Origin of the sequence: Nostoc sp. KVJ3 (genome assembly GCF_026127265.1) — a bacterium.
In the GTDB taxonomy this organism is placed as follows: Bacteria; Cyanobacteriota; Cyanobacteriia; order Cyanobacteriales; family Nostocaceae; genus Nostoc.
Window position 1 is genome coordinate 100,249 of record NZ_WWFG01000001.1, and the last position, 19,246, is coordinate 119,494.

Annotated in this window: 11 protein-coding genes; 7 read left to right on the top strand and 4 right to left on the bottom strand. The window is 40.6% G+C overall.

The features are described 5' to 3' along the window. The first annotated feature begins 19 nt into the window (after positions 1-19). From GTQ43_RS00400 to GTQ43_RS00420, 5 genes are all read left to right on the top strand, one after another. Positions 20-3,919 carry a filamentous hemagglutinin N-terminal domain-containing protein gene (locus tag GTQ43_RS00400; protein WP_265269707.1) on the top strand — a complete coding sequence of 1,300 codons (3,900 nt, stop codon included), beginning with the start codon at positions 20-22 and terminating at the stop codon, positions 3,917-3,919. A 305-nt stretch (positions 3,920-4,224) separates the two neighbouring features. After that, on the top strand, positions 4,225-4,935 hold the full coding sequence (locus GTQ43_RS00405; RefSeq protein ID WP_265269709.1) for a response regulator transcription factor: 711 nt from the start codon (positions 4,225-4,227) through the stop codon (positions 4,933-4,935). Positions 4,936-4,962: 27 nt separating this feature from the next. After that, a complete protein-coding gene (locus tag GTQ43_RS00410) occupies positions 4,963-6,855 on the top strand; it encodes a CHASE2 domain-containing protein (RefSeq protein ID WP_265269711.1) in 1,893 nt (630 codons plus the stop codon). Positions 6,856-6,949: 94 nt separating this feature from the next. Next, complete coding sequence (locus GTQ43_RS00415) at positions 6,950-7,681, top strand: DUF928 domain-containing protein (RefSeq protein ID WP_265269713.1); 732 nt, start codon at positions 6,950-6,952, stop codon at positions 7,679-7,681. A gap of 99 nt (positions 7,682-7,780) precedes the next feature. Next, a complete protein-coding gene (locus tag GTQ43_RS00420; protein ID WP_265269715.1) occupies positions 7,781-11,086 on the top strand; it encodes a filamentous hemagglutinin N-terminal domain-containing protein in 3,306 nt (1,101 codons plus the stop codon). A gap of 231 nt (positions 11,087-11,317) precedes the next feature. Here the strand turns inward: GTQ43_RS00420 and GTQ43_RS00425 are convergent, their stop codons facing one another. Continuing rightward, positions 11,318-11,746 carry a hypothetical protein gene (locus GTQ43_RS00425; protein ID WP_265269717.1) on the bottom strand — a complete coding sequence of 143 codons (429 nt, stop codon included), beginning with the start codon at positions 11,744-11,746 and terminating at the stop codon, positions 11,318-11,320. 1,083 nt (positions 11,747-12,829) lie between these two features. Between GTQ43_RS00425 and GTQ43_RS00430 the strand changes: the two genes are divergently transcribed. Next, entirely contained in the window at positions 12,830-13,483 is a 654-nt protein-coding gene (locus GTQ43_RS00430) for a hypothetical protein (protein ID WP_265269718.1), read from the top strand. A gap of 94 nt (positions 13,484-13,577) precedes the next feature. Continuing rightward, the gene (locus tag GTQ43_RS00435; protein WP_265269720.1) at positions 13,578-14,891 is read left to right on the top strand and encodes a hypothetical protein; all 1,314 of its coding nucleotides are present in this window, start codon (positions 13,578-13,580) and stop codon (positions 14,889-14,891) included. Between the two features lie 166 nt (positions 14,892-15,057). Here GTQ43_RS00435 and wecB read toward each other — a convergent pair whose 3' ends face one another. The 3 genes from wecB to GTQ43_RS00450 all read right to left on the bottom strand — a co-directional run bounded on the left by wecB (position 15,058) and on the right by GTQ43_RS00450 (position 19,243). Further along, a complete protein-coding gene (gene wecB / locus GTQ43_RS00440) occupies positions 15,058-16,188 on the bottom strand; it encodes a non-hydrolyzing UDP-N-acetylglucosamine 2-epimerase (RefSeq protein WP_265269722.1) in 1,131 nt (376 codons plus the stop codon). 434 nt (positions 16,189-16,622) lie between these two features. After that, on the bottom strand, positions 16,623-18,581 hold the full coding sequence (locus GTQ43_RS00445) for an FHA domain-containing protein (protein ID WP_265269724.1): 1,959 nt from the start codon (positions 18,579-18,581) through the stop codon (positions 16,623-16,625). 122 nt (positions 18,582-18,703) lie between these two features. After that, positions 18,704-19,243 (bottom strand): FHA domain-containing protein, encoded by a 540-nt coding sequence (locus GTQ43_RS00450; RefSeq protein WP_265269727.1) that lies wholly within the window; start codon positions 19,241-19,243, stop codon positions 18,704-18,706. Positions 19,244-19,246: the final 3 nt, after the last annotated feature.

Below are 19,246 nucleotides of genomic sequence, written 5' to 3' on the forward strand. Positions count from 1 at the left end.
TCTACATGAATAACACCTTATGATAATTAAATACAGATTATACAAGTTTTTGCAGTTTGGATTGGCAGGTTTACTGGGTTGGTTAATTGTCAGTATTTTTACTGCTAAAACCCAAGCGCAGCAAAGTAATATCGTACCTGACAAGACACTTGGGGCTGAATCCTCACAAGTTATAGGTAACTTTCAGGGACAGCCCATAGAAGTAATTACTGGTGGTTCAACTCGCCAATTCAATCTATTTCACAGCTTTCAAGAATTTAATATCAGCACGGGACGGGCGGCGTATTTCTTTAGTCCTAGCGCAGATATCCAAAATATTCTGGCACGGGTAACGGGGAATAACCCTTCAAAAATTTTGGGGACACTTGGCACATTTGGTAATTCTCGCCCGAATTTATTTTTGATAAATCCTAATGGGATTGTGTTTGGCAAAAATGCCAGTTTAGATGTACAGGGTTCCTTTGTGGGGACAACTGCAAACGGAATTCAGTTTGGCAATCAAGGGGTTTTTAGTGCGACAAATCCCCAAGCTGTGCCGTTATTGACTATTAATCCTTCGGTATTGCTGTTTAATCAAATCCAAGCAAATGGGGGAATTATTAATCAATCTCAAACACCTGTAGCGATTAATCCCATCGGTGGATATCTTACGGGTTTGCAAGTTGCTGATGGTAAAAGTTTGCTGCTTGTTGGTGGAAATATCAATATTGATGGTGGTGGAATTCAGGCTCATGGCGGAAATGTTGAATTAGCAGGTTTGGCTGCACCGGGAAATGTGGGATTGAATATTGCGGGTGATAATCTGGGTTTAGTTATACCTGAGAATGTGGAACGCGCCGATGTTTCGTTGAGTAATGGTGCAGAAGTGAATGTTCGCGGTGTGGGTGGCGGTAATATCGAAATTCAAGCTCGAAATGTAAATTTAGCAGGGCAAAGTAAACTAAAAGGGGGAATAGATATAGGTTTAGGTACTCCAAATAGTCAAGGTGGAGATATTAATATTAATGCCACAGGAGATACAACGTTAATAGATAAAGGTTTCATCGCTAACGTAGTGCAAGAAAAAGCATTTGGTCAAGGTGGCGATATCAATATTACGACTGGAACATTGACATTACAAAATGCTGGACAAATCAATGCTAGTCTCTATGGACAAGGTAATGCAGGAAATGTAAATATCAATGCTCAAGGTGCTGTTACTGTTGCAGGTCAAAAAGATGATTTGAATAGTGGAATTAGTAGCTTTGTATTCACAGGAGCAACAGGTAATGGTGGTAATATCAATATCAAATCTAGCTATTTTACACTAAGCAATAATGCTTACCTTGATACTGATATTTTAGGACAAGGTAATGGTGGTAATATTGAAATCACGACAGGTACGCTAAAAGCTACCAATGGAGGCGATATTCATAGCATTATCTTTGGCAAAGGAAACGCTGGGAATATCGGCATTAATGCCCTTGATAATATAGTCTTCGATACTAATAGCGATGTTAGTAGTAATGTGTTTAATGATGGCGTAGGTAACGGAGGAAATATTTACCTGAAAACAGGTTCACTCTCGTTAACTAACGGCAGTGAAGTATCAACAAGTCTTTATGGACAAGGTAATGCCGGAAATATTACGGTCGAAGCTTCTGATAATGTTAAGCTAGATGGCGTTTTTATCGACGCGGGTAAGTTTGACCTTAATAATAAGAATTATGATTCGTATAGTGGTTTTAAAAGCAATTTAAACATTGGAGGTGTTGGAAAAGCAGGAAACATTCAAGTTACAACAGGATCGCTTTCTGTTACTAATGGTGCTGAAATATCTAGCTTTACTGCTGGAGTTGGAAATGCAGGAAATATCACTATTAATGCCCGCGATAATGTGACATTTTCGGGTTTTGGAGGGAGACAAAAAGATGGCAGTACAGTATCAAGTTTCGGTACTAATAATCCGATAGGTAATGGTGGTGAGATTCGCATCACTGCAAGTAATTTACTATTAAAAGATGGCGGACGATTAAATGCTAGTAACGACGGACAAGGAAATGGAGGTAATATCTTTCTTGATGTTGCCAATACTATTACTTTTGATGGAATTGGCGGTAATGGTTTATACAGTGGTGCCAATACGGAAGGATACAATGGTAACGCCGGAAATATTCAAATTGAAACAGGATCGCTGTTTTTCACAAATGGCGGTGCAATATATTCTTCACATAGCGGAGAAAAAGGTAATGGTGGAAATATCACCATCAATGCTCGTGATAGCGTCAAAATTGATGGTGTCGTCAAGGGTGTAACTTTGAATAGTGGTCAAATTATTGATGCAAAGAGTGGTTTATTTAGTTTATTGCTGAGTGGTGAAGGTAAAGGAGGTGACATCGAAGTTACAACAGGATCACTTTCTGTTACTAACGGTGCAACCATTGCTGGAAACTCAGGTGGACAGGGAAATGGAGGCAATATCACCATCAATGCCCGTGATACAGTAACTTTGGATGGTGGGAAAAATAGTTTAATTACTTCCATAGGCAGTCCTACGGTAAGCAGTAGCACGGGTAACGCTGGGAATATTCGGATCAACGCCAGAGAATTATTTCTAAAAAATGGTGGTGAACTCGCCGCTTTTAGTAGTGGTCAAGGTGATAGTGGTAATATCTTTATCGATACCCGCGATGCTGTAATTATCGATGGTACTACTGGCAATAAACCGACTGGCGTTTTTAGTGATTTGTTCGCTGGAGTTGGCAAAGGTGGGGATATTCAAATTACAACCAATTCCTTAACACTAAGCAACGGTGGACAACTTGCTGCTAGCAGTTTTGGCAAAGGTAATGCTGGTGACATTATAGTTAATGCTGGCGATGCTATTGGGATTGATGGTGTCGGTAGGAATGGAACTGCAAGCGGTGTTTTTACTACCTTAGAAGGTAAAGCTGAAGGTAGAGGAGGCAATATTAACCTGACAGCAGTTTCTTTGTCTTTAACCAATGGTGGAATAGTTAATGCTAGTACTTCTTCTAAAGGTAATGCAGGTGATATTACCATTGATGCACGCGATCGCATTTTAATTGAGGGTGTTAGCCCCACAGGTTTTTCTAGCGGTGTTTTTAGTACAGTCAATCAAGGCGCTGTTGGCAATGGAGGTAATATTAACCTGACAACAGGTTCTTTATTTTTAAATCACGGGGGAATCAGTTCAAGCAGCTTTGGACAAGGGAAAGCTGGAGATATTAATATTAATTCTGTTTCTACAGCACTTGATAACAAAGCAGCTATTGCAGCAATAACTAACTCTGGTGATGGGGGAAATATTAATTTAACTGCCAGCGAGCTTTTACTATTGCGTCGCGGTAGTCAAATTTCGACCACAGCAGGGACAGCGCAATCAGGTGGCAATGGTGGTAACATCGATATCAATTCAATATTTATCGTCGCCATCCCCAAAGAAAACAGCGATATTGCAGCCAATGCCTTCACTGGAACAGGCGGGAATGTCAAAATAAAATCTGAAGGGATCTTTGGTATCGAGTCGCGCCCAAAGCCAACCGAAAAAAGTGATATTACCGCCAGTTCTGAATTAGGCGTTGCAGGTACCATTAGCATTAACGTACCCGATACCAGTTCTATTCAAAATAGCTTTACTGAATTATCCCCAGTTATTGACACTAACGCACTCATCGCTAATAGTTGCATTTCACGCGGCATTAAGCGACAAGAAAACTCTTTTACCATAACAGGTTCCGGCGCTTTGACTACTAATCGCCCCGATGAAGATTTAGTTTCTACTTACAGCACTGGTGAAGTTAGAGGTGTAGAAACTACATCACATTCCTGGAAGAAAGGCGATCCGATTATTGAACCACTTGGGTTATATCGGCTGAATAATGGGCAGTTGCTATTGAGTCGAGAATGTTCTAATTAATGTTACACATCTGCTTTTGCTGCTTGTTTGCATGCAGTATATATATGGAGAAACGGTAATTCATGAATTACCGCTACTTTAGAACTTTTTTGCGTAAGTCCTGGTAATTAATAATCTCCTCTCAACATTATTTGCAGTTTTCTGTATAGGTGAGATATTCATCTCCAATTAAAATAGGCGGAGACTTCAAAGATAACGTTTAGAAGAGTACTGAATTGAAAAATCACTCACAAGGCACAAAGTAGCTTTCAGTGCTAATCAATACTCAGTAAAAGCTGAAAAAAACTTTTAATTTGGATGAAATTATGGTAGGGATAAGTTTGAAAGAACATCAATTTTATGGACATTTACCAGTGGAAAAAAGACTGGGTATTCTTGTTGTCGATGACCATCAATTAATTTTGACTGGTACTCTTGATGTCTTAAGTCGAGAGTATCCCGAAGCTGCTCTTGTTAAAGCTCAGACGGTAAAAGAAACACTTTCTCAACTTCAATATTATCAGTTTGACTTGATTGTAATGGATTTATCAATTCCCTATCAGCAAGGAGAAACAGCAGAGATTGATACCGGAATTAAGCTGTTGCAAACTTTGCTTAATGAATATCCCCATCAGAATTTTATCGTCCAAACTAGTTATATGAAGGTGTTAATCAGAATTAAACATGAGATTGATAATCATCAAGGTGGTTTTGCGATCGCAGACAAAGGATTACCCGAAAAAGAAATGCTGATGCGGGTTAATTTAGCCCTTCATGGTGCAACTCACACCAAAGACATCAAAAGCGGGATCGAACTCAAACCCGAATGGTTGGATGTGTTGCGGTTGGCTTTTGAAGAGAGTTTGACAGATAAGGCGATCGCTGAAAGAATGTATAAATCAGAACGAGCAGTACGGACTTACTGGACGAAGATTCAGGATGTTTTAGGGGTGTATCCTGAAGACTGCAAGCAAAGTGGTAAGAATATGCGAATTCTCACCGAAATTCGTTCTCGCGAAGAAGGCTTAATTGATTAATCCGCCAAAAATTAATTTGGAAGTTAGATGAGAAGGAGAACCTGGAATCGCATTTACAAAGAATTTGGTCTATGGTGGCTGGCTGCACCTCCTGGCATCATAGTGCTGATTGTGACGATCTCGATCAGAATAGCAGGAGGAATGCAATATTGGGAATGGATGCTTCTGGATACGATGTTACATCTGCGTCCGGTGGAAAAACATGATGAACGTGTAGTAATTGTGGGTATCGACGAAAAAGATATTGAATGGGTTAAGCAATATCCAATTCCAGATCAAAAGATTGCAGAGTTACTCACCAAGCTGGAAACTTATAAACCGCTAGCGATTGGGCTGGATATCTTCAAAAATGTTCCCATAGAACCTGGTGGCAAACAACTCGCACAGGTATTGCGGTCAAATTCTAATATTATTGGGATTGAAAAAATTTTACCCCCCAACGAAACTTTACCACCCCAGAGTTTGCCACCTGAACGAGTAGGATTTGTGGATTTACTTAATGATGAGGATAGCAAAAATCGACGTTATTTGTTATATACGGCGAATAGTAAGAATCTTAATGAAGATAAATATTCCTTAGCATTGCGGTTAGTTATTAAGTATTTAAATGCGCAGAGAATTAACTTAGAAACGGGAAAAAATGACCCGAATACAATCATGATTCGGGGGATTGAATTACCCCGAATTACTCCGAATTTTGGCGGATACGTTAGGGCTGATGATGGGGGATTGTCAATTTTAATTAACTTTCGCAACAGCAATCAACCTTTTGATGTTGTGTCACTGCGCGATGTTTTCAATGGGAAAGTTGATGTAAAATCGTTGCGCGATCGCATTGTGTTAGTTGGCAACCGCAACCTGAGTACTGGTGATGTTATTTATACATCTGCTTTGCCTAACTTAAAATTAAGCGGTCAAATTTATGGTATAGACTATCATGCTCATGTCATCAGTCAAATTCTTAGTACCGTAATAGATAATCGCCCAATGTTGCACAGTTGGGGAGATATTGCAGAATATGTATGGATATTGATTTGGGGTTTTTTGCCAATTACTATAGGACGGCTTACCCAATCTGTTTGGAGAAATATACTTGGTGTAAGTGTAGCAGGATTTTGTCTATTTGGCTGCGGATATATAATGCTGTGGGTGTGGGGTGTATGGATTCCTGTAGCACCGGGTTTACTTGTTTTAGCTGTGAATGGGGTAGGTTTGAGTGCTTTTGCCTTTTACCAGCATGATAAATTCTTGCGATCGCAAATTAAGGAACGTCAAAATACTATTGACCACACTTTTAGTATAATTCACAATGGCCCTTTGCAAACCCTCGCTTATGGATTAAAGCACATGCGTGCTGAAGATATCCCCTACGAGCAATTGCTAAAGCAATTTGAAAAACTTGATTGGGAAATTCGAGAAATTGGTGAATTTCTCAAACTCGAAGCATTGACTACAGAAGAAAGTTTGCGTTTAGGTAGCGGATTAATACTAGAATTAAATCGACCGCTTCACGATTTATTATATGAAGTTTATTCTAGTACCTTAGAACGTAAAGATTTTGAAACCTTTAAAACATTAAAAGTTAAAATTAGAAATTTTGACCCAATTGATGATAAATATTTATGTATGGAAGACAAACGCGGAATTTGTCTATTTTTGGAAGAAGCATTGTGTAATGTGGGCAAACATGCTCAAGGAGTCAAGCGTGTTGAAGCATCAGGTGTTTATAGTTCAGATAAGTACAAATTGTCCGTTAAAGACAATGGTTCAGGAATTACATCAAAGTTAGAAAATAAAGGTACAAAGCATTCCAAAGTCCTTGCTAAACAATTAAGAGGAGAATTTCGACGAGAATCATTTTCTCCTCGCGGGACTATCTGCGAACTTAGTTGGAAACTTAAGAAAGAATTTGAGTTTTGAGATTTTATCAAGGAAAGAATTAAGTATGAGTTTAGAAATTAAAAACGAATAACTTAATAAAGTTTCAATAACCCTATAATCAACAGCATTTACCATGAGTCATCAACATTTTGGATTTTTGCAAAATAACCGTAGACTTACAAGCTTAGTTGTAGGTGCGGTTTTTGTTATGACAGCAGTTCCAGCATTTGCTGAGTTTAAACCACGCGATCGCAAACCCGCTAGCGGATATTCCCGTGCGGGTGGTTCGCGTGGATGTCCCAGTAGCGTCGGTATCCCTCTGATGCAGCTTGCACCTCAGACATTTATCGGTAAAACGGCTTCCACGCGTCCGATGTTAGCTTGGTATATGTCAAGTTCCCAAAACGTGCGATTCCGATTAGCTGAATCAAATTCAACCAACAACCCTAAACAAATTGGTGAAGTTAAAGAAATACCAACAATAATCGGGATTAATAAGCTAAAACTTCCCGTTGATTACCCCGAACTCACAGTGGGTAAAACATATTTATGGCAAATCTCAATTGACTGTGGAAACGACACGATTGTAAGACGAGCAGAATTTACTGTCATAAATCCTGAATCACTGGCTAAAAAACAATTAACTAGTATTCCAGAAGGCGTAAATTATTATGCTGAAAACGATCTGTGGTATGAAGCACTGGAAGAAGCGTTAAAAGGAAGTGATAATGGTAAACTAGGGCACACTGGGGCAAGTTTAGTTAAAAACCTTGCAGAGTCCGAAATATTGATAGGTAAAGACGCAGAACAAAAAAATACTCAGCAACGCATCGAATACCTCCAGAAGATTGCCAGCGATCGCTAATTAGAAAATGATGATTTAGCTCCCCGACTTCTTTAAGAAGTCGGGGAGCTGGGCTGCAACTTTATATTTAAATAAATGTGATTCAAATGCAGGGTGCTTATGAAGATTTTGCGGTTTAGCATCGCTGGATGCTTGGGGGGTGTAGGTGCGATCGCAGTTTCTATTCATCCTACTTTTGCTCAGTTAACTCCCGATAACAGCCTGGGGAAAGAGCGATCGCAAGTCATTCCTTTTAATCAAAATAATGACCTGATCCAGGGCGGTGCGGCTCGTGGCACTAACCTATTTCACAGTTTTCAAGATTTTAACGTCGGCGTTGGTAAAGGCGTTTATTTCGTTAATCCAGACGGCATAACAAATATCTTTTCTCGCGTTACTGGTGGTAAAGAATCGAATATTTTCGGGACATTGGGTGTATTAGGTAGTGCAAATTTGTTTTTGCTAAATCCCAATGGCATTGTGTTTGGAAAAAATGCCAGTTTAGATATACAAGGTTCTTTTTTAGGAACGACAGCAAATAGTTTAGTCTTTGCCAATGGGATAGAATTTAGCGCCACAAATCCCCAAGCAGCGCCGTTGTTAGCTATCAATGTACCAATTGGTTTACAGTTTGGTTCACAACCCGGAAGTATTACTAGCCAAGCAGTGATTCGGAATTCACGGGGAAATGCTGTTGATGGTTTACGTGTTGGAACTGGCAGCAATTTAGCATTGATTGGCGGTGAAATCACCTTAGATGGTAGTTTTTTATTTAGTCAAAATGGACAATTGAAATTGGGAGCAGTCAATGGAGATACAATTGTTAGGCTAAATGTCAATGGCTCCTCATTGGGTTTTCAGTTTCCAGAAAATTTCGGACGCGCACCCATCAACTTAACGAATGGTAGCTTCATCGCTGCAACTGGAAATAGTGCAATTGAACTATTTGGGGGGAAAATTGGGCTAAATGGTTCGTCTATTTTCGGTAGTAATGGCGGCTCAATTGTTGTTGATGCGACTCAATTTAATTTAGATAACGACTCTGGAATTGTTAGCGGTACTGCTGGTGCAGCAAAGGGTGGTGATATTCAAATTCAAGCTAGCGATGCAGTAACTATCGCCAACGGCAGTTCGATTTTATCTGCTAGTGATACTTCTGCTACGGGTGCGGGTGGCGATGTGAATATCAATGCCGGGAAAATCACAATTACTGGAGATGGAATACCAAAAAATATCAGTGGTATCTCTACATCTAGTAGTGGTAAAGGTAATGGCGGAAATATTACTTTCAATGCTACGGAATCGGTTAACGTCAATGGTGGCTTTATCCAGGCAGATACTGATGGTGTAGGTAATGGAGGAAACTTAACTGTCCGAGCTACAAATGCCGTCAATATCACTAACCAAGCTTCTTTAGGACTTTTCAGTTTTAGTTCGGGTTCAACAGGTAATCTGCGGATTGAAACCGGTACTTTGCGAGTTCAAAATAATTTATTAGGAAGGGGAATAACAGCACTTTCATCTGGTGGAAGTATTGGTTCTATTTCCATTCAGGCTCAGAATGCGGTTGAGGTGACTAAAAGTAGCATATATACAAATCTTGATATACCAATTGAAAGCAAAACTCAAGCAACAGAAGGGGATATCACTATTGAAACCCAGCGACTTAATCTTAAAGATGGGGGTGAGATTAGAACGACTACCCTTAGCAGTGCAAATGCAGCTAACATTTTTATTAAAGCTAGCGAATACGTAAATATTAGCGGTAGGAGTTATATATCAAGTGCTACGGGTTTTGGTACAGGAAATGGTGGCAATGTAACGATAGAAACGCCTCGACTCTCCCTCACTCAAGGAGGACATATTGACACCGCATCCACTCAAAGCAGTGGTAATGCTGGGAATATTACTATCCGCGCCAAGGATGTAGAATTGGACGGGTTTGTTTTTGTACCTGGTGGGGAAACAAATTTTTCTCAGCCTCAGCTACAAGAATTTCTGTCTCGGTTCGGCGGTATTCCTGATATGAGTGACTTATCTTCGGATGTGATTGAAGGTAGTAATGCCGATGTGCGGGGTGGCACAATAACTATTGACACAGAAAACTTACGGTTGAGTAATGGTGGAAACATATCAACCTCAGTATTTGGGGGACGAGGACAAGGGGGTAATTTAGTAGTTCATGCCACTGATTCTATTGATATTACTGGGGTTGGCTCAGAACGACTAGATGGTTCATTTGCACCATCAGGTTTATTCGCCGAATTACAAAGGGGGGGAATTGGTTCTGGGGGAAGTATTGATGTTACAACAAGACGCTTAAACCTCAGCAATCAAGGAGCAATTTCTGCCTCTACATTCAATCAAGGTAATGCGGGAAATATTACGATTAATGCCAATCAAATTGATTTACGCAGAAATAGCGCCGTTTTAACTCAGGTTGGCAGCAAAGCTAATGGTAACGCAGGTAATATCAACATCAAAACTCAACTATTAAATGTACAAGAAGAATCGCAGATATCATCGGCAACTTTTGGAAATGGGAATGCGGGTAATTTAACTGTACAAGCTGATAACATTATCCTGACTGGTTTAGATAGTAAGTCCCTAACTGGGATAACATCATCAGTTTACGAAGGGGGTAATGGTAAAGGTGGTGATATAGATATTACTGCCAACAAGATTAATATACGCGATCGTGGTGAAATTGTTTCTGGTAGCATAGGTAAGGGTGACGCTGGAGATATTAAAATTAATGCTAATTTTCTAGAAATTAGTGGTGCGATCGCTTCTTTAACAAATGCGGGTAATGGTGGTGACATCACCCTCAATATCAATGATTTATTACTTTTGCGCCGTAATGGTTTAATTTCAACCACCGCAGGTAGAAGCCAAGCAGGTGGCAATGGCGGTAACATCAATATCAACTCTAAATTCATCGTCGCCATCCCCAAAGAAAATAGCGACATTAGCGCCAATGCATATACTGGTTCCGGTGGAAATGTTCAAATCAACTCGCAAGGTATCTTCGGTATCGAAGCGCGTCCACAGCCAACTGAAAAAAGTGATATTACTGCAAGTTCGCAATTAGGCGTTTCCGGTGTAATTAATATTAGCGCACTCGATACTAGTTCCATTCAAAACAGCTTTACTGGAATATCTCAAAACGTCATCGACACTAATGCACTTATCGCTAATAGTTGCGTTTCGCGCAGTTCCAAGCAAGGGGGTACATTCTTCATTACTGGTTCTGGCGCTTTACGCAATAGTCCAGGGGATGGATTAATTTCTGTATATTCGACTGGCGAGGTGCGTAATCTTCAACCAGCATCTCATACTTGGAAAAAAGGCGATCGCATAGTTGAACCACAAGGGCTTTATCGACTGGCTAATGGACAGTTGGTACTCAGTCGAGAATGTCGCTGAATGAAGATTTTCTACCATAAATTGCTTCATTTTTTGTCTCATAAGCTTTTTAGCCTATCTCGTCACCCCGTCAAGTCGCTTCGCTCCAATTAAAAAAGTCAGGTTTATTTAGTTAGGACTTACGCATAAGAGATCCCCCAACCCCCTTAAAAAGGTGGCTTTTCAAATCCCCCCCTTTTTAAGGGGGGCTAGGGGGGATCGAGGTTTCAGGTTTTGAGTGCGTAAGTCCTGTTAGTATCTGCTACTGGGAAAAAGTAGAATATCTATTAATTCGCCCACGATCAAACCCAATACCGCTAAGATAGTTAAAATCCAAAAGGAATCTACCTTATTAAAGCCAGAAAAGCGCATTTCCAAATCAGCTAAAAGCGTAGTTGCTAAGGGTATAAGAAAAAGTCTTAATAATAATGACCAAGTTGCTACTAAAGCAATTGATGTGCTTAAAAATAATATAACAACTAAGGTTTGAGAGCCAAATTCAACTAAACGCTCTAACCAAGAAATGCTCTTTCGTACTACAGCTATAACTATAGCAGTGACAAAAGTTCCTGCGAACCAAATAATATGATTAGCAGCAAGATACCATCCCAGGAGAATGTAAGCCAACCATAGTAATATTAAAGGCATCATAGGAATCCTATTAAAAAATTCCACATTCATATTGTCAATGCTTGTAAAAGCACTAATTTAATATCTTCATTGTAGTCAAATTATAAGTTCTCAATATACCAAATTTGCTCATAATATTCCTCTATCTATAGAGCAAATTTAAGGACATACTCTTTCGTCGTGACAATATATAAATTCAGGAATCTGAGCTTTAGACACTGATAAAGTATAGAGCAACAATAGCTGACTAAATTGTAAATTTTGTACTTAGTAATCTAACTTACTTAGTTTGATGCGATCGCTTTTAGCTTCAGGTTAAAAAAATTCAGACTTATATAGCAATACAAGTATATTGTTATGCGTATATTCCATAAAATGGTGTTTTATTTAAGACATGAAACTTGTAATTTGGGAACAATTGTATTCGGTTATAGAATACTAACAATGTGTAAATAAATGGACTTCGACTATCAGCTATTTGCCATGAACTTTAATGAGAAGGTAGTCATAATTAACAGTGTACAACTTTGATAACTGTCCACAATGCTGTTGCACGTCTCAAGCTCATGGTAATATTATTTTACCGTCGGGAGATACTATTTATACACCAAATTGTACCCATGCTGAAACATCTAGTTAGATGCGCTACCTCCAAAAACCAAAAAAATATTCAATCGAGTAAGAAAATCACCGAAAGCACTAATGTGTAAAGCATAGAGCTTTTGGAAGTCTGCTTATATAAGACACTAAAGAGCTAACATAGACCTTTTTTAGGAATCACGGCAGCCAGTAAAGAAGGCATAAAACCCTCTTAAAAATGTCTAAAAATTAGACGGCAGTAAATAAAAAAGTTTTGACATCATGTCAATTGTTTTTTGTATATCTAAAAATATCAAAAAGCCAGATTTATCATGTCAACAATACATTAACATTAGGTGTTTTCTTTAGATATTGAACCTCTTTGTATTTAGTTACCTATATATAAAATTCCTATTTGGTTGGTTAAAACTTAAGCTCCCCTCGACCAAATGAGGCAAACGCTTAAATTTAACAACCGATTTAGGACTGCTAGATCAATTCTGATTTAGTCACGACTTGATTATTGACAACGTAAGCAAAAGTAACAGGAAAAACATGAATATCATTGTTCGTTTGTTTGGAGCGATCGCTCTCCAAGTATCTGCATTGGCTGCAATGTCTAGCATGGCAATGTCTAATGACAAGCCTCTGCGCGTCCATACCCAAGAGACTCCTACTATTTCTCAACAGAAAGCAACACAGAGGATTTGCTCTTTAGATCCCATTGACGATTTATTACCTCCACCACAGACCAAAGCAAATAATTCTTTGCTTTCTTACCTTGCCGAACAAGGTTTTACCCAGAATCAAGAAGGTTCTTGGGTCTGTTATGCGAACGATCCAAAAAAAGAAGGGCGTTACTTTACTCTGTTTAAGGTTAAACAAGTTGATGGCAGACTCATAGCAAGTTCTTTTTTGGATGAGGGCAATCTGATTCAGGGGCAGGAGAATCGGAGCTTGGACTTCTTTATGATGCTGATTGAGCATCATCTGAATACCAGTCAAGAGAACCGTCAAGGTATACGTAGATATCTAGAAACCTTCGTTTCATTAGTAAAGCAAGGAAAGATCAAACCCTCGACACGTGGGTTTCTTTTTGACCAACCAAATCGGGCATTGGTCTTATATCACACACTCTCATCAGGAAATCTCAAAGGTACAGGAATCACAATCAATATTCATTTACCTAAGAGTTCAATGGGGAGATGAGGGGGATGAGTGGGATGAGGGGGACAAGGGGGATGAGGGAGATAATCAATGCCCAATGCCCAATTAAATAGCTGTCGTCTAGTGGAGGTGCATCTTGCCTAAATCTATTTTTCAAAGAATTGCAATGTCGAAGGCGGTTCGCTTTGCAACGATCGCATTCTCATCTGTTGCAGTAGTACTCACTACATATCAGTCTGCTTTTGCACAGCTGAATATCGGACGTTATGGTATCCAACAAGGACTGGAGTCTGAATATCTTCAGTACCAAATCAATAACCAGAATCTGAGTCAGATGCGAGTCATCCCTGGGTGTGATGTGGGATTTGGTCTGACTTGCAATAAAACTGGAGCAGTAATCCAACGATTAGTGGAGTTAAACGGCGGAGATAGCTATCAAAACCTCCTGATACAAGCAGCCGGTGGGGAGAAAAACTTCCAGAATTTCGCTAGCTTTTACGGCAACAATCCTAATCTCTCTGCGGTACCTTTCGCCTCATTTTGGAGAAACGAATCTCCCGCCATCATGGATAGCTCTCAATACCTTCTTGGACAAGGCTTTGGTCGTAATCCAGTAGAAGGACTTGGACTTGTAACTAACCAGTTTTACTGGGCACCAAACTCAGGAGTTGATAATTCACTCAGCCTCCGTAATGGCTTACTAGACTTGAAATTTTCATACGGACGACTGCTGTTTGAAGAAGCCTCAAAAATTTCCGATATTAAGGAGCAGATTCAATCTCTAGGTTTGTCGCCAGAGATGACAAATTTTTATTTAAATAAAATCTCTACAGGCTTGGATGCGTTGAATTCTGGAGATCAGAAACAACTCGAACAGAGGATTTTTGAACTACTATCCTATCCATACTCCGAAGATGGTGGGGAACTCGGACGACCCAATAACGCAATTCCACCAGAATTTAATCAACTCTTGGGAGAAGATATCCCAGGAGAGATATTGCTGAGTGACAATCCAGTAGCGTTAGAGGGAGAAACAATGGCCTTCGATACTTTCCCTGGCTCTGAGGGAGATGTGTTGGTACCAGAGAGTTCTGATTCTTTTCCACTTTGGCCAGTAATCGGAATTGCGGGTATTGGTTTAATTCTGCTTCTGTTAATGGATAACGGTAGTTCTTCGGGTCAGTCACCTGTTTCTCCAGGTCAGCCACCTATTTCTCCCAGTCAGCCACCTTTGTCTCTCACTAACAAAGGCGAATGCGATTTGATACCCAATGGTCATGGTTCCGATCACACACAGATGATTGAGGTTCCATGTAATGTTACTCCTAAAACCCCTACGGAAGTAAGGAAGGTAGTGGAGCCATCAATGATTAAAGCGCTTGTATTACTAATTGTTTTACTATGCATAGTCCGTTACAAACACAGGTCTTTAAAAATCCGTAATTCGTAATTATTAAGACTTAGGCAGAGTAGATCCTTCAACCCCCTTAGAAAGGGGATTTTTAGTGATTTCCAAAAAAAATTATCCAATCTTCAAAAAAATAAAAAACCGGGGGGAAAGCCGGTTTTATGAACCCTAAAAAACAGAAATTTGGCATTTTGTTTAATCTAAGTTCCTAAGTTGATGTTTCTGATGAAAGACCCAAATAATTTTGTACGATCTGCAAGATGCGCTCTGCTGCATGACCATCTCCAAAAGGATTAATTGCATTTGCCATTGCTGCATAAGCATTTGGATCGCTGAGTAACTCAGCTGCGGCAGCAAAAATGTTTTCGCTTGTAGTGCCTACAAGTTTGGCAGTACCAGCTGTCACAGCTTCTGGTCTTTCGGTGGTATCTCTCAAAACCAATACTGGTTTTCCTAAGCTGGGGGCTTCTTCTTGTAAGCCACCAGAGTCAGTGAGCAAAAGGTGCGATCGCCCAATTGCTCCCACCAGTTCGCCATAATCTAGAGGATCTGTCAAAAAAATTCGGGGATGATTCCCTAAAAGCTCTTGCAATGGCACTCGCACTGTCGGATTACGGTGCAATGGTAGGAGCAAAGCTGTATCAGGAAACTTGTCTAAAATTTGTAAAAAGCCCTGAGCGATCGCTAACAGAGGTTCTCCCCAATTCTCCCGCCGATGAACTGTTGCTAACAGAACGCGAGATGAATCCCAGTCTAAGCCTGATACATTACAAACTGCTTGGGTTCCAGCTATATTCAATAGTGCATCAATTACTGTGTTACCCGTCATGTGAATTTCACCCAAAACACCAGAACGATGCAAATTTTCCACAGCCCAAGGAGTCGGCGCAAAGTGTAACTGAGTAATTTGAGAAATCAACCGCCGATTAGCTTCTTCTGGGTAAGGATTGAATATATCATCAGTTCTTAACCCTGCTTCTACATGACCAACAGGGATTTTTTGATAAAAAGCTGCCAAAGCTGCGGCAAAAGCCGTCGTAGTGTCTCCCTGCACCAGCACTAAATCTGGCTTTTTCTCCTGGAATAACGCTTCTAACCCTTGTAAACTACGACAGGTAATATCATTTAGAGATTGTTTAACCTGCATAATTTCCAAGTCATAATCTGCCTTAATCTTGAACAGCTGCATAACTTGCTCAACCATCTCTCGATGCTGTCCAGTTAAAATTACTTGCGACTCCAAGTCTGAAGATTTCTGAAAAACCTGAATCACTGGAGCTAGTTTAATCGCTTCGGGACGAGTACCCAAGATAATACAAACCCGTTTTTTATTAGTCATTTGTCATTAACATCTGTCGTTTGCCAATGGTTATAGTCAATGGTCTATGCTCAATAGTCAATAGTTGGCGGTTAATCATCACACAAACCATAAATATAAAAGAATAAATCACACAAAAAGCATGAAAAAACCCGGCTTAATCGGGTAAGTGCGTATGCAAAAATATTTATGTCATTGCGAGCGGAATGAAATGTAGAGAAGCAATCCCAAGGTCTTGGGATTGCTTCATTCCGCTTTGCTCCATTCGCAATGACAAATGTATATTTAATTTTGCATTACTACTTAGATGTAATGTTTATCGAATTCAACTGTAATCACATCCCTAAAAATTCTAGGCTTTGAATTCGGCTACCGATGGATCAAGTGCGTTTGCTTTATCCGTTAGCAGGTAAGCCTCTGAAAATTGGCAAGCATACAATTCCTGTCTTCTTGCGCTAAGGTGACTGATTTAACACCCACTTCAACCACTGTCTAAAGGAACTTATAGTATTCAAACGATGAACTCCAGGCGCACGGGTGGCGGCGAGTCCATCAATGGCTATTAATGCAGCATATTGCAAGCCCAAAAAACTATCAACTGCGGCATAAGGGCCACCTAAAGTAATAGCCCCAGCAGCATACATTTGACCTCTGCCACTACGCATTTCTACTAATTCAAAATTGTTCGCTACAGTCAATCTCCCCAAGTGATTCACTGGGAGATTGTAATTTTTCACCAAATCTGCTATCAGAGGATTGGTATCTACCTTAGCATCTAGTCCGGTAGCATCAACGATAAAATCAGCTAGCAATTTCATTTCCCCAAAGCTTTGCTCTCGGATATGGGTAATAGTCCGGTTTTGGGCATCTCGTTCTACATCCAAAACCTCTCCGAAGGTAATTTGATACCAGCCTTCGCTGATGCCTTGGGCAGTAATTTGCTGCCAGTCGTGGCGGTCGGCGGTGGTAGTTCCACCCCAGTCTGCTAATAAACGCTTGCGTTCATCGGGGGTAGCTTTTTCTAACATTGCCCGGAGTTCCCCGCCCCAACAGGCTTTCGGCCAGTTAAAGGGTTGAAATTCGTAATGATTTTTGACTAGGCGCTGGGTATTTTGAAATTTGTTACCTTGAGGTTTAGGCGATCGCATTAAATGCAAAACTGCAATATTCCGATTTCGCTTTCTGGCTTCATAAATGCGCTGAATAATCCGCGAAGCCACAATCCCCCGTCCCCGAATCAATACCGTACCACCTTGTCGCTCTAGTTGCTCATAAACATGATCGTGGGCTTCATAAGCATTCACCACAGATTTAAAATCTTGATATTTTTCTCTATAAGCTTGCAAATCTGGCAGAAACTGAATTGCTGGATATCCAGTAGCTAAATGTAAATAACGACTAACTAAAAAAGCATAATTTCCTGGGGCGCGAGAATAGGCTACGCAATATCTGCCATCATCAGTTTTGCGAATTGCCCGAACTCGCCCATAGCGATAAATTTGATTCCAGCCAATGCGCTTCGCCTCCCTATCTATGGAATCAAAGACGTTAGCCGCACGTGGCGTATAAGTTTCGGCAAATGTTGGTTCTGCAAACACTTGCCACAAATACTTCAATGCTGACTTTATCTCTCCCTTGCTGCAATCGTGCCAAGCTTCACGCAAGGCATAACTAGGCCAGCCCCAAATATTATCAGGACAAGAGTCAGAATTCGATCGCAGTCTTTCATATAAGGGAATTTGCGAATTCAAACAAAGGCGCTTGTAACGAGCATAAGGTTCTGCCTCTAATCCCAAAGCTACAATCTTGTCAGGACGCACACCACTAAGCCGCAGCAAATCAGCCCAAACAAAGCTACCCAATCCCGCCCCGATCGCTAGATAATCAGATTCATCTACTGACAGTCCTGTAGCATGAAGGGCTTGTATGGCGACATTTTCCGCCTGAAACGCCAGTGGTGGGAAATTACTTGCCAAGGGCGTTAGCGGCTGGGCTACAGGCAAGCTGGGGTCTGGACGATTGGTATTTGCGTTGAAGTGAATTGTTGACGGCGGGCTGGTATCTGGTGCAGAGACGCTAGCACCAAATTTCACTGTGATTACATAAGGGCCTATTTGCAACGTATCGCCATTAGCCAAAACACTGTGTGTCTGTGATTTACCGTTGACATAGATACCGTTAACGCTACCTTGGTCAATCACTACCAAATGGTCTTGTTCCCAGTCAATTAGGGCATGGTAGCGAGAAACTTCACTGCTGTTAAGCAGCATTCGAGAAACGCGCACTCCCCTGAGTTCGGCAGGTAAGCGAGGGAATTCTCGACCAAAAGCGATCGGGATATTCAGCAGTGGTTCTCGCCGTTCTCCCGTCGCTGGTTCTTCCCAACTTAATTGGATTTGTAAATTATTTGTCATTGGTTATTTGTCATTGGTTATAGGGCATTGGTTATTTGTCATTGGTTATAGGGCATTGGGAATTGGTTAATTTTCTTCTCCCCCATCTCCCCCATCTCCCTCATCTCCCCACTCCCCACTCCCTAATTCCCTGGTGCTACCAACACACTGACAGCCGCCGCTAAAGATGTCCCACACCAATGACAGCCAATTTGGAGATTTTCTCCTGGGGAGACTTTGTGACATTTGGGGCATTCTAAGCCATAAACTCCTGGCGGTGTTGGTGGCTGATGATGATGTCCGATATGTACTGGTGGATGTGGTGGTAGCAAAATTGTTGCTGGAATGCTGCCTGTGGAAATGCTAGTAACATTGAGTTGTGTTTGTCCCAAGGAGATAGTAGCACCTTGAGTTAAGGGCATTTCACCTTGAACTAATTGCCGCCCATCGATAATGGGGGGATTTTGCGATCGCAAATTCCTGATATAAAAGCGCTGTTGCTGGTGATGAAAAAATATTTCAACATGTAGACCAGATACAGTTGGGTGACTCAAAACAATATCGCACCGCAATGGATCTCGACCAATGCGGACAGTACCAGGATTGTTACTTGGCTGTTGTTCGTAAATGTTATGAGTTTTATCTTGACCTGCATCGTGCCAGTGTAAAGTTAGTGCGTTCATTGT